Source organism: Variovorax sp. TLI9-5A, assembly GCF_056867935.1.
In genome coordinates this window covers 3,273,753-3,295,391 of record NZ_CP200310.1, presented here as the reverse complement: position 1 = coordinate 3,295,391, position 21,639 = coordinate 3,273,753, and the positions used below count along the sequence as shown (strand labels likewise).

Below are 21,639 nucleotides of genomic sequence, written 5' to 3'. Positions count from 1 at the left end.
CCCTGTAGCCTTGGCTCAGGCTGCCGGCCTGCGCGCCAGCAGCGCCTCGATCGCGGCCTCCATCTCGGCGTATTCCCCTTCGCCGAAGTGCTGCCGCATCACCTGCCCGCTGCTGTCGGCCAGGTAGAACGCGGGCCAGTACTGGTTGTTGTAGGCCCGCCAGGTGGCGAATCCGTTGTCTTGCGCCACCGGATAGCGGATGTTGAAGCGCTCGATCGCGTCCTGCACATTGCGCGTCGACTTCTCGTAGGCGAACTCGGGCGAATGCACGCCCACCACGGTGAAGCCCCGGTCCTTGAACGTCTCGTACCAGCGCACCACGTGCGGCAGCGTGCGAATGCAGTTGATGCAGGAGTAGGTCCAGAAGTCGACCAGCACCACCTTGCCGGCCAGCCCCTGCATCGTGAGCGGCTGCGAGTTGAGCCACTTGTCGATGCCTGCGAACTCGGGGGCCTTGCCGTAGTCACGCAGGCCCGGCGAGGCGGCCAGCGCGCTGCGCGCCGGCCATCCGCCGCCTGCGACCGCCACGAGCGCGGAAGCCCCTGCCGCAAGCCCCGAGAACGCCCTTCTGGACAACATCTTCATGATCGCAAACCTCGTTCGTGTGTCAGACCGACAGCGGTCTGGCGCGATTGTTTGCGGCGCACGCCGTGCGTGCGCATGTGTCACGGCAATTTGAAGTTTGTCCCGGCGGTGTGAAGGCCGCCGGCCTTCAATGCCTCAGAACTTGCCCAGATAGTCCATCTTGCCGATGGGCATGCCTTTGTGGCGCAGCACGTCGTAGGCCGTGGTCACGTGGAAGAAGAAGTTGGGCAGCGCGAACTGCAGCAGGTAGCGCTGAGCGGTGAAATGTGCTTCGCCTTCGCGCGCCTTGATGGTCACGGGGCGCTCTTCCTGGCCGTCGATCTGCGCGCGCTCGACGCTATTCAGGAAGTCCTGCGTCTTCACGATGCGCGCCAGCAGGTCGTCCCAGGTCTTTTCTTCGTCGGGAAAGCTCGGCGCGGTGATGCCCGCGATGCGGGCCGTGCCCAGCTTGCAAGCATCGCTCGCGCGCTGGATCTGGCCGGCCAACGTGAGCATGTCGGGCGCCAGGCGCGCCTCGACCAGCGTGGCCGGGTCGATGCCGTTGGCCTTGGCATGCGCAAGGCTCTTGTCGAGCAGGTGGGTGAGTTGGCCGAGTCCGCGGGTAAAGACGGGCACTGACAGGTCGTACAGAGAGAGCGTCATGGTGTTCGAGGCCTTGTTGTGGTTGGAATCGGCGGCGATTGTCACGCCGCCGCTCCTTCAACGACCGGCCGCCCGAATAAACCCTTCGATCGGCTCCAGTTGTCCGGGCACGTTCAGCGCGGGCGCGTGACCGCAGGCAGGCACTTCAATGACCTGCAGCCGGCCGGCCGCGCCGGGACCGCGCCGCTTCATCTCCTCGACCACGCCGGGCAGCACCAGATCGGACTCGACCCCGCGCAGGCACAGCACCGGCACCTCGATGGCGTCGTAGTGCGGCCAGATCAGGTAGTCGTTGTCGTGCGCGCTGAACTGCCGGACCATGGCCGGGTCGTAGTGCGGCGTCACGCGGCCGTCGGGCAGCCTGCGCGTGGAGCTCTCGGTCAGGCGGCGCCATTGCGCGTCGCTGAGCCAGCCGTAGGGCTTGTAGACGGTGCGGAAGAAAGCCTCCAGCTCGGCCACCGTGTCGAATGCGGGCGGCTGGCCCGCATAGGCGCGGATGCGCTCGATGGCGGGCTGGGCCAGTTCGGGCGCGTTGTCGTTCAGCACCAGGCTCGCGATGCGCGCCTTCATGCGCGGCTCGAACAGGCCCGACGCGCAGACCGTGCCGATGGCGCCGCCCATCGAGGTGCCGACCCAGTGCACGCGCCCCAGCCGCAGCTCGTCGCACAGCGCATTGGCGATGCGCGCGTAGAACGCGAGCTTGTATTCCTCGTCGGGCAGTGGGCTCCACTGACTCAGGCCGCGGCCGATGGTGTCGGGGCAGATCACGCGGAAGCCGCGTGACGCGAAGTGCTGCGCCAGTTCGTCCATGTCGCGGCAGGTACGCGCCAGGCCGTGCCAGGCAATGACCACCGGCGCCTCGGGCGCGCCCCATTCGAGCCAATGGACTTCGCGGCCCGCGAGCTGCGCGTAGCGGGAGAGTGGAATGTTGTTGTCGCTCATCGCGCCGCCCTCGCCCGCAGCTTGCCAACGATGCCGGTCGGAAAGTAGTAGACCGACAGCACGAACAGCACGCCCAACCACAACAACCAGCGGTCAGGCGACAGCAGCGCGGCCAGCCACGGCAGCCCGCTCGCAGCCTCGCTGCCCAGGCGCAGCAGGTCCTGCAGGTAGCTCTGCGCCACCACGAACAGCACCGCGCCGATGGCCGCGCCGTAGATGGTGCCCATGCCGCCGATCACCACGATCAGCAGCACGTCGATCATGATCTCGAAGCTCAGCGAGGTGTCGGGCCCGTTGTAGCGCAGCCAGATGGCGAGCATCGCGCCGGCCAGCGTGGCGAAGAGCGCCGACAGCACGGCGGCCGTGGTGCGGTACACCACCACGCGGTAGCCGATGGCCTCTGCGCGGAACTCGTTCTCGCGAATGGCCTGCAGCACGCGGCCGAAGGGCGAGTTCACGATGCGCAGCAGCGCCAGCACCAGCACCACCGCCGCCACGAACAGCAGGTAGTAGCAAAGCAGCCGGCCGTCGAGCGAAACGCCGAGGAAAGGCTCTTCCGCGAACTCGAAGCTCGGCGAGATCAGCTCGGGCAGCTTGAAAGTCAGGCCGTCCTCGCCGCCGGTGAAGTCGGAAAGCTGCGAAGCCAGCGTCTGGAAGGCCGAGGCCACGGCCAGCGTGATCATCGCGAAGAAGATCGCGCGCACCCGCAGCGAGAACAGGCCGATGGCGAACGAGAGCACCAGCGAGATCGCCAGCGACGCGCCCAGCCCCACCAGCACCGCGCCCCAGTTGGGCCCGAGCCGCGAGGCCGAGATGGCGATGCCATAGGCCCCGATGCCGAAGAACATGGTGTGCGCGAAGCTCACGATGCCGGTGTAGCCCAGCAGCAGGTCGAAGCTGGCCACCAGCACCACGAACACCAGGATCTTGGCCGCGACGCTCAGTGCCTTCACGCCCGGGAAAATGAACGGCGCGAAGGCCAGCGCGATGAACACCGCCAGCAGCAGCACGGCGAGCAGCCGGCTCTTGGGCATGTCGTTGGAGAGGAGTCGTTTCAGGAACATGTCTTCTTCCTCCTCTTCTTCAGCGGTTCGCCACCGGGTACACGCCCTGCGGGCGCCACAGCAGCACGGCCACCATCAGGAAGATGCTCGCGAACTGCGTGAGCGTGGGGACCAGGAAGCCCACGTAGTTGGTCATCAGCCCCACCAGCAGCGCGCCGATGAGCGCGCCGCCCGTCGAGCCCAGCCCGCCGATGATGATGACGATGAAGATCAGCACGTTGACCTGCGCGCCCATCTGCGGCACCAGGTTCTGCTGGAAGAGGCCCCACATCACGCCGCCCAGGCCTGCCAGCGCGCTGCCGACTACGAACACGCCGACGAAGAGCCGCCCGATGCGGTAGCCCAGCGACTCGACCATCTCGCGGTCCTGCACGCCGGCGCGAATGAGCAGGCCGATCTTGGTGCGCCCCAGCGTCCATGCGAGCACGCCGAACACCACCACGCCCACGGCCACCGCGAGCAGCCGGTACTTGCTGATGGCCGCGTCGCCCACCAGCAGCGAGCCGCGCAGCGCCTCGGGCAGCGGCAGCGGAATCTGCGCCGGGCCCCAGATCACCTTGATGAGCTCCTCGCCGATGATCATGCCGCCCATGGTGATGAGGATCTGCTTCAGGTGCTGGCCATACACCGGCCGCACGATGAAGCGCTCGAAGGCCAGCCCGACCGCGCCGGCCACGGCCATCGCGATCAGCATCGCCGGAAACACCGCCACCAGGTTGCGCCACAGCTCGCCCGAGCCGGTCCAGTCGCCCATGAGGCCGAGCACGCTGCTCGCCACGAAGGCGCCCAGCGCGATGAACACGCCGTGGCCGAAGTTCAGCACGTCCATGAGGCCGAACACCAGCGTGAGGCCCGAGGCGATGATGAAGATGATCATGCCCATCGCCAGCCCCGCGACGGTGAGCGTGAGCCAGGTCGAGAAGGAGCCCGTGAGCGGCAGCGCGACGAGCGCGAGGATTGGCGCGAGCAGCAGCGGCCGCCAGTCGAAGTCGAGGGCTTTCATTGCTGCGCCTCCTCTTGCCCCCTCTCCCGCTTGCGGGAGAGGGTTGGGGTGAGGGCCGACGGCGCCGAGACGAGGGCAAGGCCGTTGCACAGGCCCCCGGCCCTCACCCTAGCCCTCTCCCGCACGCGGGAGAGGGGACAAGACAACAAATACGTCATAGCGCGAGACCCAATAGAGATTGCTGAAGTTGCGCGTCGGCGGAGAACTCCGCCATGGAGCCGGCGTGCACCACCCGGCCGTTGTCCATCACCGCGACGGTGTCGCCCAGCCGCTGGGCGAAGTTGATGTTCTGCTCCACCAGCAGGATGGTCACGCCGCTGCGCTTGAGCTCGGCGAAGGCGTCGATCATGTTGTTGATCATCACGGGCGCCAGGCCCTTGCTGGGCTCGTCGATGATGAGCAGCTCGCGCGGCTCCACGATGGCGCGCGACACCGCGAGCATCTGCTTCTGCCCGCCCGAGAGCTTGCCCGCCGGGTGGTTCCAGAACTTCTCGACCGCGGGGAAGAGCTTGAAGATCCACTTCAGCCGCGTGTCGTCGATCTGCTGAGCGTTCTTCGCGCCGCGCGCGGCCAGCAGCATGTTCTCCTTCACCGTGAGGTCGGAGAAGATGCCCATGTTCTCGGGCACGTAGGCGATGCCCAGGCCGGCGATCTGCGGCGTGTGCTGGGCGGTGATTTCCACGACCTTGTTGCCATGGCCGAAGCGCACCCTGCCCTGCGACGCATGCCACAGGCCCATGATGGTGCGCAGCGTGGTCGTCTTGCCCGCGCCGTTGCGGCCCAGCAGCATGGTGAGCTGGCCGCGCGGCACGGCAAGGTCCACGCCGTGCAGGATGTGATACGCCCCGATGTGCGTGTGCACGCCCTCGAGGGTCAGCAGGTTGTTCGTGCTCATGCGGCCTCCTTCGCGACGCCCAGGTAGGCCTCCTGCACCACCGGCGAGGCGATCACCTCGGCCGGTTCGCCGTCGGCCACCAGCGTGCCGTTGTGCAGCACGATGATGCGGTCGGCAAGCTCGCGCACCACGTCCATCTTGTGCTCGACCAGCAGGATGGTCTTGCTCTTGTCCTGCTTGAGCTTGCGGATCAGGTCGAGAATGACGGGCGCCTCGGCCGCATTCATGCCGGCCGTGGGTTCGTCGAACATGAAGACCTTGGGCTCCAGCGCCATCAGCAGAGCCACTTCGAGCTTGCGCTGGTCGCCGTGCGGCAGGCTCGCCACCGTGGCGTGCTCGCGCGACTTGAGCGCGACGTCGGCCAGGATCTGGTCGGCCCGCTCGGTCAGCGCCTTGTGGTCGCTCCAGATGCTCCACAGGTTGAGCCCGCGCCGGTGCGCGCCCTCGCGCGTGGCCTGCACCGCGAGGCGCACGTTCTCCAGCACCGTGAGGTTGGGAAACAGGTTGGTGAGCTGGAAGGCCCGCCCCAGCCCCGCGTGCGTGCGTGCGGAGGGGGACAGGCCCGACAACGAATGCCCGTCGAGCGACACGGTGCCCGCGCTCGCCTTGAGCTGGCCCGAGATCAGGTTGAAGTAGGTGGTCTTGCCCGCGCCGTTGGGGCCGACGATGGCCGTCAGCGTGCCCGGCGCGAAGGCGCAGCTCACGCTGTTGACGGCCACGTGCCCGCCGAAGCGGATGGTCAGATCTCGGGTCTCAAGCATCGTTGTTGGTCATTGCGAATCGAAAGGAAGAAAAGGCGGCGGCCTCAACAGGTGCCGATCACGTAGTAGTTGGGCCCGGTCTGCTTCAGCGTGGTCGTCACGTAGATGTTCCACAGCCCCATGGACTGTCCCGAGCCATAGGCATAGGTCAGGCCCCACAGCGCGTAGGCGCGTCCGGCCACGGTGTGGGTGTAGTTGCTCGCGGTGTAGCACGTTCCGCCGCCGGAGCCGCCGAGGGTGGTGCCGCTGGCGGGCGCCGACATCGCGCCTTCCACGTTGCTAGCGTCGAGCGCGGCCACGGTCCAGCTGTAGGTGGTGGAGGCGGCCAGGCCGGTGTCTGTGTAGCTGGTGGTGGCCACCGGAGAGGCGTTGACCTTGCTGCCACCGCGGTACACGTTGTAGCCACTGGCGCCGCTCACGCCGGCCCAGCCGATCACCATGCTGCTGGCGGTCGCGCCCGAGGTGCCGACGCCGGTGGGTGCAGGCAGGCCGCTGCCGCCCGAGGAGCCCGTGACGCGGTCGATCATCGCCTTCATCGCCGCCATCTGCGGCCCCGACTTCTTCGCGTAGTTGGCGTTGTCGTAGCCCCACCAGTCCCAGCAGCTGTTGGTGGCGGCGGTGCTGGTCTGCGGGTAGATCAGCACGATGTTGTTGGTGTCGGCCCAGCGGTTGTAGCCGGTCTTGCGCACGTACTGATCGCCCACGTCGGTGTAGTTCTGCTTGCAGCCGTGCAGCACCAGGTGCACCCGGCACGAGGTGGTGGTGCAGGCCTGGGGCACGTAGATCCAGCCGGTGGCGGCCATGCCGTGGCCGCTGATGAATTCAGACTGGTTGAACTCGGTGAAGGTGCCGCCCAGCGTGCCGTTGTTGCGCGGGTTCAGTGGTCCGTAGAGCTGCGTGAGGATCTCGCCCGCGAGGTCGAAGCCGCAGTTGTTGATGTAGGGCGCGGCAGTGGTGCTGCAGGCGCTGCCGTAGTCGTCGGTGACCATCGCGTGGCCCGCGCCTACGTTGTTCTTGTAGACCGTGTTCGCGGCCGGCACGAAGCTCTGGTAGTAGGTCTTGAGGTCGTCCATCACCGCCTGCTTGACGGTGTTGTCCGAGGTGCCCGAGAACAGGTACACCTTGGAACTGCTCATGTTCGACACCGGGTCGATCGCGCCGCTGGCGGCCCAGCTGTTGGTGGTGCTCACCAGCGACGACACCGGGATGCTGGTGCTGTGCGTCATGCAACGCCCCGTGGCGTTGACCACCGAACCCTCGGCGCAGTAGTACGGCCCGCCGGCGACCACGCCGGCGCCACGCTTGAAGGTGGCCGAGTACGCCACGTGCAGCTGCACCGCCATGAAGCCGCCGGCCGACAGGCCCGACACGCTCACCTCCGCCGGGTTGGCGCCGAGCGCCGGCAGCGGCACCGCCGCCGTCGCGGCATGCGCCACCACCGTCATCGCCGCAGCCGCGGCGAGTCCCTTCCAGTTCTTCCATTTCATCGCTGGCATCGCTGTCTCCTTCTGTTGTGGGTATCGAACGCTTGCTTTGCTGACTGACGAATCGAATCGGCCGTGGGAACAACACGCCGCCGCAAGAAAGGCGCAGGCTGGCGCTTCGCCCGGCGGCCATCCGGGGCGAAAACGGGGCGGCGCTCCTCGGGCGCCGCGCGGGTCAGGGGGAACGATCTACGCCGTGGTGTTCAGCGTTTGTTCTTGATCGGGATGTCCATTTCCTCGGGCTTGATCTCGTGGACCAGCTCCGGCACGCCCCAGGCGAACGCCGGGTCGACCTTGATCTTGAAGTGGTACATCGACTGCATCGCCTGGTGGTCTTCCTTGCGGAAGGTCATCTTGCCCTTGGGCGTGTCGAAGCTCATGCCCTCCATGGTGCTGATGAGCTTGTTGGTGCTGGTGTCGCCGTTGGTCTTCTTCAGCGCCGTCACCACCGCCATCGCGGCCGAGAAGCCGCCGGCCGTGAAGAAGTCGGGCGGCGTCTTGAATTCCTTGTAGTGGGCCGAGACCATCGCCTCGTTCACCGGGTTCTTCGGGATGCCGAAGTAGTAGTAGGCCGCGCCCTCCATGCCCGGGAGTGCCTTGTAGGCGGCCATGGCCGGCAGGATGTTGCCGCCGGTGGCGATCTCGATGCCGTAGCGCTTGAGGTCGAGGTCGACGATCTTGAACGGATTGCCCGCGCCGGCCCAGACGATCCAGATGATCTTGCGGCCCGGCTGGTCCTTCAGCTTGTCGATCAGGCGCTGCGCGCCGGCGGTGAAGTCGGTGGTGGCGGGCGGCAGGTATTCCTCGTGGACCAGCTTCGCCTTCTTGAGCGCGGCGCCGAAGGCCTTCACGCCGTCGCGGCCGAAGGCGTTGTCCTGCGCCAGCGTGGCGACGGTGACGCCGGGCTTGTCGACCGCCACCGCGTTGGAGATCGCGTCCTGGCTCGAATTGCGGCCGGTGCGGAAGATGTACTTGTTCCACTTGTCGCCGGTGATCGAGTCGGCCACCGCGGGCTCGACGATCAGGATCTTCTTGTACTCCTCGGCCACCGGCAGCATCGCCAGCGCGACGCCCGAGGCGGTCGGGCCCACGGCCAGCGCGGCCTTGTCGTCGGAATACGCGGCGGCCAGCAGCGACTTGCCGAGGTCGGGCTTGCCCTGGTCGTCCTTCTCGATGACCACAAGCTTCTTGCCGTTGATCGTCATCGTGCCGCCGGTGGCGTAGTCCAGGCCCATCATGAAGCCGGTCTGGGTCTGCTTGCCGTAGGCTTCCAGCGCGCCGGTCTTGCTGTAGATGTGGGCGATGCGGATTTCGTTGGACTGCGCCCAGGCGGGAGCGGCGGCCGAGGCGCAGGCGGCGAGCGCGGCCAGGGCGACGAGGTGGCGACGGTTCATTCTTTGTCTCCTGAAAAAGGTGACTGAATATTGCACAGTTCGTGCCATCCGCTAAGCCATTGATAACAAACGTTTCTCCACTCGGGAGGAACGCCTTCCGGCTGAATTCAGAACACTTGCAATGTCCGGATTTCAGTCGAATGTCTGATTTTCAGTCAGGGTTTTCGCGGAGGCCTTGCGCTGGGCGATCCACTGCTCGAACTGCCGCTCGGCCTGCTGGCGGAATTCGTTGCGCGCATGGTTGCAGGCCGCATGCGCGAGCCGCCGGTGCTTCGACGAGCGGATGCCACCGAAGGTCGAGTCCACGAGATGCTCGATGGTGGCGGACTCCGGCCGGCCCGCGGGCTCGTCGAAGTCCATGGGCAAACCGCACCAGTGGCAGTTGGGCCCGAAGGTGGAGCGAAGTGCCTTGACGCTCACAGGTTCGCGTACTCCAGGATCTCCTGACCCATCAGCGTGCAGTCGTTGCCCGACACGAAGTAGATGAGCCGCATCCGGTACTCGCCCTTGTAGATGCTGCCCCAGACCTCGAGCACCTTGAACTGCTGCTTCTTGTTGGCCGGATTGCGGATCGGCGGCAGCTCCTTCACGTCGGGGCTGATGCGGATGCGGTCGTCCTCGCCGAAATGGAAGGTCAACAGCTTCTTGGCGCGGGAGACGGCTTCGCCGGAACACTGGGGCGCGGCGTTTGCCAGGCTGGCGGTGGCGCAGAGGGCAAGACAGGCAGCGGAGCGGACAAGGGCCTTCTTCATCGGATGTGGCGTCGGGGGTTGTGGACTGGGGCGGGAGTATCGCTCGGGCTCAGTGCCCCTGCCCTGCAGGCTCCACCCAGTAGAGCTGCTTGTGGCCGCGCCCCTCGTAGACCCGCTGGTAGTAATCGGCAACCCGGCGGCTCTCGTATTCGCGCATCAGGATGCGATTGCCGTTGTCGTCCAGCCGGAAAAGCCGGAAAGCCTGAAGAGGCTTCGTGAAAGCCGGAGACTTCGCCCTCAGCAGTTCCACCATGTGCGTATCGACGTGCGTCTCGAAGGCTCTCAACTCCAGAAAATCCAGCACGGCTTCGATCTCAAGCGATTCCAGATAGATGTTGAACCAGTCGACGGTCATATGGCGCTCGAGGGTGATCTTGTGCCCCCAAGGTAGCTCGAAGAACCATAGCTCCACCGGTCCCGGCGCATCCCAGTCGGCGGGATGATCCGAATGCCTTGCGCCAAATCGCCCGATGAATTCCGCATGCGGCATCTCGACAGATATCAGGCGCTCACAAATCTCTATGTCCGCGCGGCTTATCTTGCGCATGGCAGACAGCGGATTCACGTCGACTGCTCCTGGTTCGTCATCCGCTCATACAAGGTCGCCCGCGAAATCCCGAGCAGCCGCGCAGTCGCCAGCTTGTTGCCGCCGGTTGACGCCAACGCCGCCGCGATCGCTTTGCGCTCCAGTTCGGCCACCTGCTGCGACAGCGGGCGCAGCAGCGCGGCCTGCTCGTCGGCGTCGTGGCTGCTCTGCAGGGTGGCAGGCAACTCGATCTGCTCCAGCCCGGCTTCGCGCAGGATGCGCTCGAGTTGCACGGCATCGATGCGCTGCGAGTCGCTTCGCATCGTCACCTGCTCCAGCACGTTGCGCAGCTCACGGATGTTGCCGCGCCAGTGCTGGCCGGCGAGCAGCGCGAGCGCGTCGGGCGTGAGCTCGGGCGGCGCTTCGCCGCTGCGCAGCGCCATGTCTTCGCCCAGCGCCTCGACGAGCGCGGGGATGTCGGCGCGCCGCTCGCGCAGCGGCGGCACGCGCAGCGGGAGCACGTTGAGGCGGTAGTACAGGTCTTCGCGGAACTGGCCGCGCCGCACGAGTTCGGGCAGGTCGCGCGAGGTGGCGGCGATCACGCGGGCGTCGAAGGGCACGAGCTTGTTGGAGCCCAGCGGCTCGATCTCGCCCTCCTGCAGCGCGCGCAGCAGCTTGGCCTGCAGACCCAGCGGCATGTCGCCGATTTCGTCGAGGAACAGGCTGCCGCCGTCGGCCAGCTTGAACTTGCCCTCGCGCCCCTTGCGGTCGGCGCCGGTGAAGGCGCCGGGCGCGAAGCCGAAGAACTCGGCTTCGAGCAGCGTGTCGGGCACGGCCGCGATGTTGACGCTGACGAACTGGCCCTTGGCGCGCGCGGACGAGGCGTGGATGGCGTGCGCCAGCAACTCCTTGCCGGTGCCCGTTTCACCCAGCAGCAGCACCGGGCTGGCCGACTGTGCGGCACGGCGCGCATGCCGCTTCACTTCCACCGCCGCAGGGCTGCTGCCGATGAAGCTCGCGAATGTGTACTTGGAGCGGCGCTGGCCGTCGGCCGCATGCTGGTACAGCGGGTTGTTGCGCTGGCTCGCGAGTTCGCGCCGCGCGTCGTCGAGGTCGCGCTGCAGCAACGCGAACTTGCTGATGAGCGGCTGCAGCGTGGTCTCGGGCTGGTCGAAGAGCACGATGCCGATCGCGCCGATGACCTTGCCCATGCCGCCCTCCCCGCCCTCGCGCTCCTCGCGCAGCGGGATGCGGCTGACGACGAAGGTGCCGGCCTTGTTGGTCAGCAGGTCGACCAGGATGGGCTCGCCGGTTTCGAGCACGCGCCGCATCTGGGTATTGGGAATCACGTCCTCCACCATGTGGCCCATGAACTCGTCGATGGACGAGAAGCCCAGGGCCGGCAGGAAACGCCGGTAGCCTTCGTTCACCCACACGATGCGCCCGGTGCTGTCGACCAGGAACATGCCCTGGCTGATGCTCGAAAACAAATGAAACATCGAGCGCGCTGCGAGCGCGAGAATGCCCTCGGCATCGAGAGGCAGCGAGGGTGTTGCGGTGGGAGCGACAGGCATGGCGGGATCGTAGCGCGCCGCGGATCGTGGCCGTAAGTCTTAAGGATTCGCTCGGGCCCCAACCGCTTCAGACAAAACCCTTCAGCAAGCCTTAAGTTAATCAATCGTTTGATTTCATGCGTGGTGTAATGCCGGCCATGAATGCGAGAGATCCGATCACCCAGGCACCTCGCCGCGCACCGCGCGCCGACGGTGCCGAGGCACGCCACCGGCTGCTCCACACTGCCCTGCGGCTGTTTGCGCAGAAGGGTTTCGCCAAGACTTCCACGCGCGAGATCGCCCGAGAGGCGGAGGTCAACATCTCGGCCATCAGCTACTACTTCGGCGACAAGGAAGGGCTCTATGCAGCCACCTTCAGCGAACCGATGGGCGGCGACTCCAGCGACCTGATCGCCGCCTGCAACGTGCCCGGCCAGCCGCTCGAAACCACGCTGCGCATGTGCATGGTGTCGATGATCGATCCGCTCAAGCAGGGCGAGATCGTGCGGCAATGCATACAGCTGCACATGCGCGAGATGCTGGAGCCCACGAGCCGCTGGGCCGAGGAGCTGGAGCGCGACATCAAGGGCCCGCACCGCGCCATCACCGACCTGCTGTGCCGCCACCTGAAGGTGGACCGGGCGGACGACGACATCCACCGCCTGACCTTCGCGATCACCGGACTGTCGATGCAGCTCTACGTGAGCCAGGACTTCATCGAGGCCATCCGCCCTTCGCTGCTGCGCACGCCGCGCGCCATCGACGCCTGGGCCGACCGCCTCACGAGCTACGCGCTGGCGCTGGTCGAGGTCGAGGCGGCCCGCCGGCGTGCCGAGAGAAAGCAGAAGAAACAATGAGAAAACTCCGATTCAAACTGACGGCCGCCCTGTGCCTGGGCATCGGCCTCTCGGGCTGCTCGCTGACGCGCCCGCCCGCGCAGGTCGAGGCACCGATGTCTGCGCAATGGCACGCCCCCCTGCCTCATGGCGGCTCGCTGGCCTCGTTGGCCAACTGGTGGAGCCAGCTCGACGATCCGCTGCTGGTCGAACTCATCGCCGCAGCCGAGGCTGCTAGCCCTAACGTCGCGAGCGCCGCCGCACGCGTGGCCGAGGCGCGCTTCACGCGCGTGCAGGCCGGCGCGGCGCTGCTGCCCAGCCTGGACGGCACGGCCTCGGCCAGCCGCGGGCCGGTGGGCATTTCCAGCGGCGGCTCCGGCACGAGCAGCGGCAGCGGGCTCTCGTCCAGCACACCAATCACCACGCTGCAGGCCGGCCTGCAGTCGAAGTGGGAGCTCGACCTGTTCGGCCGCCTGCGCGCCGATCGCGACGCCGCCGAGGCCAAGCAGAGCAGCGCCAATGCCAAGTGGCACGACGCCCGCGTGGCGGTGGCGGCCGAGACGGCCAACGCCTATTTCGCCGAGCGCGCCTGCCAGCAGCAGCTGCGCGTGTCCGAATCGGATGCGCGCTCGCGTGCCGAAACCTCGCGGCTCACCGATCTGTCGGCAAAGGCCGGCTTTACCGCGCCCGCCGATGCGGCACTGGCCCGTGCCAGCGCCTCCGACGCATCGGGCCGGCTCACGCAGCAGCGCGCCCAGTGCGCGGTGCAGCGCAAGGCGCTGGTCGCGCTCAGCGGCATCGATGAAAGCACGCTCGAACAGAAGCTCGCGGCAGCGCCGGCGCAGCGCGCACTGCCGGCCGTGGGCAGCATCGCCAGCGTGCCGGCCGAGGCGATCTCGCAGCGGCCCGACGTGTATGCGGCCGAACTCGGCGTGGCATCGGCCAGCGCCGACGTGGGCTCGGCCGAGGCCGAGCGCTACCCCAAGCTCACGGTGTCGGGCTCCATCGGGCGCACGCAGTACCGCGTGAGCGGCGTGCACCAGTCGCTCGAAACCTGGACGGTGGGCCCGATCTCGCTGACCGTGCCGCTGCTCGACGGCGGCTCGCGCAAGGCCAACGCGGACGCCGCCAAGGCGCGCTATGCCGAGGCTGTTTCGCTCTACCGCTCCAACGTGCGGCAGGCGGTGCGCGAGGTCGAGGAGGCGCTGGTCAACCTCGACGCCACCAACGCCCGCACCACCGACGCCGATGCCGCGGTGAAGAACTACCAGGCCTCCTTCGACGCCACGCAGGCGCGCTACAGCAGCGGCCTCGCCAGCCTGTTCGAGCTGGAGGATTCGCGCCGCACGCTGTTCTCGGCGCAGACCGCGCGCGTCTCGCTGCAGCGCGAGCGCACCGAGGCATGGGTGGCGCTGTACCGCTCGATGGGCGGCGGCTGGAATCGACAGACCGCGCAGGGCCCCTCTTTCGAATCGTCCTCAATGACCACCTCCCCGGCCGCCAAGGTCGCGACGTCGCCATGAAAACAATGAAGCGTTCCACTCTCGCCATTGCGCTGATCGCGCTGGTCGTCGTCATCGCGGCGATCTTCTTCATGACGGGCGGCAAGCCGTCGGACAAGGCCGGCGATCACGCCGCTGCCGCCAAGGGCAAGGACGGCGCCGCGTCGCCCAAGCCCGCGCTGACCGTCACCGTCGCGAAGCCGGAAGCCACCGAGCTGATGCTCACGCTCGCGGCCAACGGCAACGTGGCCGCGTGGCAGGAGGCCGTGGTCGGCTCCGAGTCCAACGGCCTGAAGCTGGCCGAAGTGCGCGTGAACGTGGGCGACACGGTGAAGAAGGGCCAGGTGCTCGCGGTGTTCTCGCCCGAGACGGTGCAGGCCGACATCGCGCAGGCACGCGCCTCGCTGGCCGAGGCCCGAGCCACCGCGGCCGACGCAGCCGGCAACGCCGCGCGCGCCCGCACGCTGCAGGCCACGGGCGCGCTGAGCCAGCAGCAGATCAACCAGTACCAGACTACCGAGCAGACCGCCAAGGCGCGCGTGGAAGCGGCCGAGGCCGTGCTGGCCGCGCAGCAGGTTCGCGGCCGCAACACGCAGGTGCTGGCGCCCGACGACGGCGTGATCTCGGCACGCACCGCCACCGTGGGCAGCGTGGTCGCGGCGGGCACCGAACTCTTCCGCTTGATCCGCCAGGGTCGGCTCGAATGGCGTGCAGAGGTGACCTCGGCCGAGCTCAGCCGCGTCGCCGTCGGCACCACTGCCTTCGTGGTCAGCGCCAGCGGCGCGCAGGTGCGGGGCAAGGTGCGCAGCATCGCGCCCACGGTCGATCCGCAGACGCGTGCGGCGCTGGTTTACGTCGACCTGCCCAACGTGCAGCAGAACACCGGCGTGAAGGCCGGCATGTTCGCGCGCGGCGACTTCGAGCTGGGCCGCAGCACAGCGCCGACGGTGCCGCAGGCGGCCGTGGTGCCGCGCGACGGCTTCAACAACGTGTTCCTGCTGAAGCCCGACAACAAGGTGTCGCAGCTGAAGGTGCAGATCGGCCGGCGGCTGAACGACCGCATCGAGATCACCAGCGCGCTGCCCGACGGCGCCCAGGTGGTGGTCCAGGGTGCGGGCTTCCTCAATGACGGCGACCTGGTGCGCGTGGTGGATGCCCCCTCGCCCTCGCCCTCGCCCTCGCCCTTGCCCGCCGCGCAGCCGGCAAGGTCGGCCGCCTCCGCCGCCGTGGCCAAGTAAGCAATTCAAAGGACACGCCCATGAACGTTTCCGCCTGGTCCATACGCAACCCGATTCCGGCGGTGATGCTGTTCGTGCTGCTCACCTTCGGTGGGCTGCTGTCGTTCAACGCGATGAAGGTGCAGAACTTTCCGGACATCGACCTGCCGACCGTGACGGTCTCGGCCTCGCTGCCCGGCGCCGCGCCTTCGCAACTTGAGACCGACGTCGCGCGCAAGCTCGAGAACTCCATTGCCACGGTGCAGGGCCTCAAGCACATCACCACCAAGGTGCAGGACGGCGCCGCCACGCTGATCGTCGAGTTCCGCCTCGAGAAGCCGGTGCAGGAGGCCGTGGACGACGTGCGCTCCGCGGTGCAGCGCGTGCGCGCCGACCTGCCGGCCGACGTGCGCGACCCGGTCGTCACCAAGCTCGACTTCGCGGCGCAGCCGGTGCTGGCCTTCACCATCGCCTCCTCGGCCATGGACAGCGAGGCGCTGAGCTGGTTCGTCGACAACGACGTCACCAAGAAGCTGCTCGCGCTGCCCGGCGTGGGCGCGGTGAACCGCGTGGGCGGCGTCACGCGCCAGGTTCACATCGACCTCGACCCGAGCAAGCTGCAGGCGCTGGGCGCCTCGGCGGCGGACATCTCGCGCCAGCTGCGCCAGGTCCAGACCGAGAGCGCGGGCGGCCGCTTCGACCTGGGTGGCAGCGAGCAGCCGGTGCGCACCATGGCCACGGTGAAGTCGGCCGACCAGCTCGCCGACATGCAGATCGTGCTGAGCGACGGCCGCCGCATCCGCCTGGACCAGGTGGCGCGCGTGAGCGACACCATCGCCGAGCCGCGCGCCGCCGCCCTGCTCAACGGCAAGCCGGTGGTCGGCTTCGAAGTGGCCCGCAGCCGCGGCGCCAGCGAAGTCGAGGTGGGCCACGCGGTGATGAAGGCGCTGGCCGACATGCGCGCCGCGCGCCCCGACATCGAGCTGACCGAAGCCTTCAACTTCGTCGACCCGGTGGAAGAGGAATACAACGGCTCGCTGCACCTGCTGTACGAGGGCGCCATCCTGGCGGTGGTGGTGGTGTGGCTGTTCCTGCGCGACTGGCGCGCCACCTTCGTCTCGGCCATCGCGCTGCCGATGTCGGTGATTCCGGCTTTCATCGGCATGCACCTGCTGGGCTTCTCGGTGAACGTGATCTCGCTGCTGGCGCTTTCGCTGGTGGTCGGCATATTGGTGGACGACGCCATCGTGGAGGTCGAGAACATCGTGCGCCACCTGCGCATGGGCAAGACGCCCTACCAGGCGGCGATGGAGGCGGCCGACGAGATCGGGCTGGCGGTGATCGCCACCACCTTCACGCTGATCGCGGTGTTCCTGCCCACGGCCTTCATGAGCGGCGTGGCCGGCAAGTTCTTCAAGCAGTTCGGCTGGACGGCATCGCTCGCGGTGTTCGCCTCGCTGGTGGTGGCGCGGGTGCTCACGCCGATGATGGCGGCCTACATGCTCAAGCCCGTGGTCGGCGCCGAGAAGGAGCCGGGCTGGCTGCGCTGGTACATGCGCGCTGTGGAGTGGAGCACGCACAACCGCTTCAAGACGATGGTGCTGGCCACCCTCTTCTTCTTCGGCTCGCTGGCGATGATCCCGCTGCTCAAGACCGGCTTCATTCCGCCGGACGACAACTCGCAGACGCAGATCTACCTGTCGCTGCCGCCGGGCTCCACGCTGGCGCAGACCACGGCCGCTGCTGAAGAAACGCGCAACCGCGTGATGAAGATCCAGCACGTGAAGAGCGTCTACACCACGGTGGCCGGCGGCAGCGCGGGCGGCGACCCGTTCGCGAACTTCGGCACGCCCGAGACGCGCAAGGCCACGCTCACCATCAAGCTCGACCCGCGCGGCGACCGGCCGCGCAAGCAGGTGATCGAAAACCAGATCCGCGCGGCGCTCGAAACCCTGCCCGGCGTGCGCAGCACGGTGGGCCTGGGCGGCTCGGGCGAGAAGTACATCCTGGCGCTGACCGGTGAAGACCCGGTGGCGCTGGCCAGCGCCGCCAGCGCGGTCGAGAAGGATCTGCGCACCATTCCCGGCCTGGGCAACATCACCTCCACCGCGAGCCTCATCCGCCCCGAGATCGCCGTGCGCCCCGACTTCGCGCGCGCCGCCGACCTGGGCGTGACCAGCTCCGCCATCGCCGAGACGCTGCGCGTGGCCACGCTGGGCGACTACGACCAGTCGCTGGCCAAGCTCAACCTCGCGCAGCGGCAGGTGCCGATCGTGGTGAAGCTGGAAGACTCGGCGCGCAAGGACATCGACCTGCTCGGGCGCCTGTCGGTGCCCGGCGCGCGCGGGCCGGTCATGCTGAACCAGGTGGCCTCCCTGAGCATGGAAGGCGGCCCCGCCGTGATCGACCGCTACGACCGCTCGCGCAACGTCAACTTCGAGATCGAGCTGTCGGGCGTGGGCCTGGGCGACGCCAAGGCGGCGGTGACGAAGCTGCCGTCCATCGAGAAGCTGCCGCCCGGCGTGCGCATCGCCGAGGTGGGCGACGCCGAAGTCATGACCGAGCTGTTCGCCAGCTTCGGCCTGGCCATGCTCACGGGCGTGCTGTGCATCTACATCGTGCTGGTGCTGCTGTTCAAGGACTTCCTGCACCCGGTGACCATCCTGTGCGCGCTGCCGCTGGCCCTGGGCGGCGCCTTCGTGGGCCTGCTGATCGGGCAGAAGGCGCTGTCGATGCCCTCGCTGATCGGCCTGATCATGCTGATGGGCATCGCAACGAAGAACTCCATTCTTCTGGTGGAGTACGCCATCGTGGCCCGCCGCGACCACGGCATGAGCCGCTGGGACGCCCTGCGCGATGCCTGCCACAAGCGCGCGCGGCCCATCATCATGACCACGCTGGCCATGGGCGCGGGCATGCTGCCCATCGCGGTCGGCTTCGGCACGGCCGATTCGAGCTTCCGCTCGCCGATGGCGATGGCCGTGATCGGCGGCCTCATCACCTCCACCGTGCTGAGCCTGCTGGTGGTGCCGGCCGTGTTCACCTACATCGACGACATCGAGCACTGGATCAGGCGCACCGTGCGCAAGCTGCGCGGGCAGCCGGCCGATCCGCACATCGATGACGATCTGGTCGAGACGCCTGCGCCGGGACGGTAAGCGAAACCTCTCGGCACACAAACAAAAAAAGCTGCGGCAATGCCGCAGCTTTTTTTGGCCGGGCCCCGGATGAGGCCTTTGGAAGATCAGGCGTCCATCTGCGCCAGTTTCGCCAGCTTGCGTTCGCTCATGCGCTTGGCAAGGCGCGGGAGGATCAGCACGGCCACCACGATGATGACCAGCGCGATCGACATCGGACGCTGGAAGAACACTGCCGCGCTGCCCTCGCCGATCGACATGGCGTTGCGCAGCTGCGCTTCGGCCAGCGGGCCGAGGATCATGCCGACCACCACGGGAGCCGTTGGAAAGTCGAAGCGGCGCATCACCACGCCCAGCAGGCCGATGGCGTACAGCAGGAACAGGTCGAACGCGCTCTGGCGCATGCCATAGGCGCCCACCGTCGCGAAGATCAGGATGCCGGCGTAGAGCTGGGGCTTCGGAATCTTCAGCAGCTTGACCCACAGGCCGACCATCGGCAGGTTCAGCACCAGCAGCATCACATTGCCGATGTACAGCGACGCGATCAGCGCCCACACCAGCGCGGCCGACGTGGTGAAGAGTTGCGGGCCCGGCTGGATGCCGTAGTTCTGGAACGCGCCCAGCAGGATGGCGGTGGTGTTCGAGGTGGGAATGCCCAGCGTGAGCAGCGGGATCAGCGCGGCCGTCACCGTTGCGTTGTTGGCGGCCTCGGGGCCGGCCACGCCTTCGATGGCGCCGCTGGTGCCGAACTCGGCCTTGGCTTCCGCGTCCTTGGCGAGCTTCTTCTCGGTGGCGTAGCTCAGGAAGGTCGGAATCTCCGTGCCACCGGCCGGAATGCAGCCGAAGGGCGTGCCGATGGCGGTGCCGCGCAGCCAGGCGGGAATGGAGCGCTTCCAGTCGCGCTTGCTCATATGCACGCGGCTGAGCTTGTTCTGACCCTCGACCACGCGGCCTTCGTACAGCACGGCGTACAGCACTTCCGCCACGGCGAAGAGGCCCACGGCCACCAGCACGATCTCGATGCCGTCAAGCAGTTCTGGGATGCCGCCGGTGTAGCGGCCCTGCCCCGAGATCTGGTCGAGGCCGATGCAGCCGGCGGCGAGGCCGACGAACAGCGCCGTCATGCCGCGCAGCGTGCTCTTGCCGAGCACCGCGCTCACGGTGGTGAAGGCCAGCAGCATCAGCAGGAAGTATTCCGGCGGGCCGAGCTTGACCGCGAACTCGGCCACGAAGGGCGCGAACAGCGTGACGATGACGGTGGCGATGGTGCCGGCCACGAAGGAGCCAATGGCGGCCGTGGCGAGCGCCGCGCCCGCCCGGCCGCTCTTGGCCATCTTGTTGCCCTCCATCGCCGTCACCATGCTGGCGGTTTCGCCGGGTGTGTTCAGCAGGATGGAAGTGGTGGAGCCACCGTACATGGCGCCGTAGTAGATGCCCGAGAAGAAGATCATCGAGGCCGTGATGTCGACCTTGCCGGTGATGGGCAGCAGCATGGCCACCGCCACGGCCGGGCCGATGCCGGGCAGCACGCCGACGGCCGTGCCCAGGGCGCAGCCGACCAGGCACCAGAGGAGATTGACGGGGGTGATGGCCGCGGCGAAGCCGGCCATGAGGGCATTGAAGATTTCCATGTCAGATCCACCCGGTGTTGGTGAGGCCAGGCAGGTTGATGGCCAGGAATTGCGTGAACATCCAGAACACGGGTGCGGAAATGAGCGCTCCGCTGATGAAGTCGATGGCCCAGGTGCGCGGCGCGTTCGCGCCGGCCTGCCCGCTCGCGCGGCGCAGACCCTGAACGGCCAGCACGTAGCACAGCGTACAACTCAGGATGAAGCCGAGCGTGGTGATGAGCGCCGCGTTGAGCAGCAGGCCCGCCGACACCCAGACGAAGCCGGGCCAGTAGGCATGCTCTGCACCCGAGGGTGCATCGAGCTCGCGGAAGCCGCCGGTGCGCGCCTCCCAGAGGATCCAGGCGCCGCACAGCACGAGCACCACGGACACCAGCCAGGGCAGGAAGTTGGGGCCGACGCCGCCGTAGCCCGCGTCGGAAGAAATGCCGATGGCGCCGAAAGCCAGCGCCAGGCCGGTCAGCAGCACGCCGGCGCCGACCAGGGTTTGCGGCCATGTGGCCACGGGTTGCGGCGGGGCCGAGGAGTCTGGAGTTGTCATTTTTTCTCCCGGGAATGAGGAGCTGGATTTGAAAACGGCACGCTGTCGTCTCTTGCGAGGACAGCGCGCCGTGCGGCGAGCCAGTAGCGGTGCGGGCGCCGCAGGGTTAGACCATGCCGGACTTGGTCATGATGGCGCGCAGGCTGGCGAAGTCGTCGTCGACGAACTTGGTGAAGGCGTCGCCCGAGAGCACGGCCGGGGTCCAGTCGTTCTTCTTGAGCGATTCGGCCCACGACGGGCTCTTCATGGCGGCCAGCACCATGTCGGTCAGGGCCTTGCGCTGTTCGGCCGAGATGCCGGGCGCGCCGTAGACGCCGCGCCAGTTGCCGATCTCGACGTCGATGCCCTGTTCCTTCAGCGTGGGCACGTTCACGCCCGGCAGGCGCTGGCCGGAAGTGACGGCGATGGGCTTCATCTTGCCGGCGGCGATGTATTCGGCGAACTCGCTGTAGCCACTGCCGCCGACGGTGACGTTGCCGCCCAGCACGGCGGCGGTGGCCTCGCCGCCCCCGCGGAAGGCGACGTAGTTGATCTTGGACGGATCGGCGCCGACCCTCTGCGCGATCATGGCCGCGGCGATGTGCTCGGTGGAGCCGCGCGAGCCGCCGCCCCACTTGACGCTGCCCGGGTCCTTCTTGAGCTGTTCGACCACGTCCTTCATGGTCTTGAACGGCGAATTGGCCGGCAGCACGAACACGTTGTATTCGGTGGTCAGGCGCGCGATGGGCGTGGCCTGCGACAGGTTGACCGGCGGCTTGCCGGTGATGATGCCGCCCAGCATGACCGAGCCCATGACCATCAGCGCGTTGGCGTCGCCCTTGGAGCCGTTGACGAACTGGGCCAGGCCCAGCGCGCCGGCGGCGCCGCCCTTGTTGTCGTAGGTGACGGTGTCGGCCACCTTGGCGTCGGTCAGCGCCTTGCCCAGGGCGCGGCCGGTGGTGTCCCAGCCGCCGCCGGGGTTGGCGGGAATCATCATCTTGACGTTGGCGGCCGCGCGCGCCGACAGTGGCAGGGCTCCGACGGCGGCCATGGCGGCCAGTGACTTCAGAAAGGTGTCGCGACGCATGCTGGGGTCTCCTGATTGGAAGGAACTTGAAAGGAAGCTGACTTGTAGCTGAGCGCTATCATGCGCCGCCCCGCTGTCAGTTGGCTGTCCGCCAGACTGGGGAAAACACCA

General features: G+C 67.6%; 20 protein-coding genes. 4 read left to right on the top strand and 16 right to left on the bottom strand.

Going from position 1 to position 21,639, the window contains the following annotated elements; all coding sequences use genetic code 11:
- Nucleotides 1-15: 15 nt before the first annotated feature.
- The 13 genes from AC1VNX_RS15595 to AC1VNX_RS15535 form a co-directional block, all read right to left on the bottom strand.
- Nucleotides 16-579, bottom strand: coding sequence for a thioredoxin family protein (locus AC1VNX_RS15595; RefSeq protein WP_483161960.1), 564 nt, complete (start codon nucleotides 577-579; stop codon nucleotides 16-18).
- Between the two features lie 141 nt (nucleotides 580-720).
- Complete coding sequence (locus AC1VNX_RS15590; RefSeq protein ID WP_093056584.1) at nucleotides 721-1,227, bottom strand: DUF1993 domain-containing protein; 507 nt, start codon at nucleotides 1,225-1,227, stop codon at nucleotides 721-723.
- Nucleotides 1,228-1,284: 57 nt separating this feature from the next.
- On the bottom strand, nucleotides 1,285-2,169 hold the full coding sequence (locus AC1VNX_RS15585) for an alpha/beta fold hydrolase (protein WP_483157511.1): 885 nt from the start codon (nucleotides 2,167-2,169) through the stop codon (nucleotides 1,285-1,287).
- The gene (locus tag AC1VNX_RS15580; RefSeq protein WP_483157510.1) at nucleotides 2,166-3,233 is read right to left on the bottom strand and encodes a branched-chain amino acid ABC transporter permease; all 1,068 of its coding nucleotides are present in this window, start codon (nucleotides 3,231-3,233) and stop codon (nucleotides 2,166-2,168) included. Before AC1VNX_RS15580 ends, AC1VNX_RS15585 begins: the two co-directional genes overlap by 4 nt.
- Nucleotides 3,234-3,252: 19 nt before the next feature.
- On the bottom strand, nucleotides 3,253-4,236 hold the full coding sequence (locus AC1VNX_RS15575) for a branched-chain amino acid ABC transporter permease (protein WP_483157509.1): 984 nt from the start codon (nucleotides 4,234-4,236) through the stop codon (nucleotides 3,253-3,255).
- Between the two features lie 154 nt (nucleotides 4,237-4,390).
- Nucleotides 4,391-5,131, bottom strand: coding sequence for an ABC transporter ATP-binding protein (locus tag AC1VNX_RS15570; RefSeq protein WP_301508987.1), 741 nt, complete (start codon nucleotides 5,129-5,131; stop codon nucleotides 4,391-4,393).
- Nucleotides 5,128-5,892 carry an ABC transporter ATP-binding protein gene (locus AC1VNX_RS15565; RefSeq protein ID WP_301508989.1) on the bottom strand — a complete coding sequence of 255 codons (765 nt, stop codon included), beginning with the start codon at nucleotides 5,890-5,892 and terminating at the stop codon, nucleotides 5,128-5,130. Before AC1VNX_RS15565 ends, AC1VNX_RS15570 begins: the two co-directional genes overlap by 4 nt.
- A 44-nt stretch (nucleotides 5,893-5,936) precedes the next feature.
- Nucleotides 5,937-7,388: an extracellular catalytic domain type 2 short-chain-length polyhydroxyalkanoate depolymerase gene (locus AC1VNX_RS15560; protein ID WP_483157508.1), complete on the bottom strand. Its 1,452-nt coding sequence runs from the start codon at nucleotides 7,386-7,388 to the stop codon at nucleotides 5,937-5,939.
- 191 nt (nucleotides 7,389-7,579) lie between these two features.
- Nucleotides 7,580-8,770 carry a substrate-binding domain-containing protein gene (locus tag AC1VNX_RS15555; RefSeq protein WP_483157507.1) on the bottom strand — a complete coding sequence of 397 codons (1,191 nt, stop codon included), beginning with the start codon at nucleotides 8,768-8,770 and terminating at the stop codon, nucleotides 7,580-7,582.
- A gap of 132 nt (nucleotides 8,771-8,902) precedes the next feature.
- On the bottom strand, nucleotides 8,903-9,130 hold the full coding sequence (locus AC1VNX_RS15550) for a hypothetical protein (protein ID WP_483157506.1): 228 nt from the start codon (nucleotides 9,128-9,130) through the stop codon (nucleotides 8,903-8,905).
- Nucleotides 9,131-9,186: 56 nt separating this feature from the next.
- Nucleotides 9,187-9,408 carry a hypothetical protein gene (locus AC1VNX_RS15545; protein WP_483157505.1) on the bottom strand — a complete coding sequence of 74 codons (222 nt, stop codon included), beginning with the start codon at nucleotides 9,406-9,408 and terminating at the stop codon, nucleotides 9,187-9,189.
- Nucleotides 9,409-9,571: 163 nt separating this feature from the next.
- Nucleotides 9,572-10,087 carry a hypothetical protein gene (locus AC1VNX_RS15540; protein WP_483157504.1) on the bottom strand — a complete coding sequence of 172 codons (516 nt, stop codon included), beginning with the start codon at nucleotides 10,085-10,087 and terminating at the stop codon, nucleotides 9,572-9,574.
- Nucleotides 10,084-11,622 (bottom strand): sigma-54 interaction domain-containing protein, encoded by a 1,539-nt coding sequence (locus AC1VNX_RS15535; RefSeq protein ID WP_483157503.1) that lies wholly within the window; start codon nucleotides 11,620-11,622, stop codon nucleotides 10,084-10,086. Before AC1VNX_RS15535 ends, AC1VNX_RS15540 begins: the two co-directional genes overlap by 4 nt.
- Before the next feature lie 137 nt (nucleotides 11,623-11,759).
- Here AC1VNX_RS15535 and AC1VNX_RS15530 point away from each other — a divergent pair, with 137 nt between their 5' ends.
- The 4 genes from AC1VNX_RS15530 to AC1VNX_RS15515 are packed head-to-tail and all read left to right on the top strand — an operon-like array spanning nucleotide 11,760 to nucleotide 18,314.
- Nucleotides 11,760-12,458: a CerR family C-terminal domain-containing protein gene (locus tag AC1VNX_RS15530; protein ID WP_483157502.1), complete on the top strand. Its 699-nt coding sequence runs from the start codon at nucleotides 11,760-11,762 to the stop codon at nucleotides 12,456-12,458.
- On the top strand, nucleotides 12,455-13,960 hold the full coding sequence (locus AC1VNX_RS15525; RefSeq protein WP_483157501.1) for an efflux transporter outer membrane subunit: 1,506 nt from the start codon (nucleotides 12,455-12,457) through the stop codon (nucleotides 13,958-13,960). Before AC1VNX_RS15530 ends, AC1VNX_RS15525 begins: the two co-directional genes overlap by 4 nt.
- Nucleotides 13,957-15,177, top strand: a complete 1,221-nt coding sequence (locus AC1VNX_RS15520) for an efflux RND transporter periplasmic adaptor subunit (RefSeq protein WP_483157500.1) — start codon at nucleotides 13,957-13,959, stop codon at nucleotides 15,175-15,177. Before AC1VNX_RS15525 ends, AC1VNX_RS15520 begins: the two co-directional genes overlap by 4 nt.
- Before the next feature lie 20 nt (nucleotides 15,178-15,197).
- Nucleotides 15,198-18,314: an efflux RND transporter permease subunit gene (locus AC1VNX_RS15515; RefSeq protein ID WP_483157499.1), complete on the top strand. Its 3,117-nt coding sequence runs from the start codon at nucleotides 15,198-15,200 to the stop codon at nucleotides 18,312-18,314.
- 86 nt (nucleotides 18,315-18,400) lie between these two features.
- On the opposite strand, the gene AC1VNX_RS15510 is transcribed toward AC1VNX_RS15515, so the two are convergent.
- From AC1VNX_RS15510 to AC1VNX_RS15500, 3 genes are all read right to left on the bottom strand, one after another.
- Entirely contained in the window at nucleotides 18,401-19,924 is a 1,524-nt protein-coding gene (locus tag AC1VNX_RS15510) for a tripartite tricarboxylate transporter permease (protein ID WP_483157498.1), read from the bottom strand.
- A 1-nt stretch (nucleotide 19,925) separates the two neighbouring features.
- Nucleotides 19,926-20,462 (bottom strand): tripartite tricarboxylate transporter TctB family protein, encoded by a 537-nt coding sequence (locus tag AC1VNX_RS15505; RefSeq protein ID WP_483157497.1) that lies wholly within the window; start codon nucleotides 20,460-20,462, stop codon nucleotides 19,926-19,928.
- 106 nt (nucleotides 20,463-20,568) lie between these two features.
- On the bottom strand, nucleotides 20,569-21,528 hold the full coding sequence (locus tag AC1VNX_RS15500; protein ID WP_483157496.1) for a Bug family tripartite tricarboxylate transporter substrate binding protein: 960 nt from the start codon (nucleotides 21,526-21,528) through the stop codon (nucleotides 20,569-20,571).
- Between the last annotated feature and the right edge of the window lie 111 nt (nucleotides 21,529-21,639).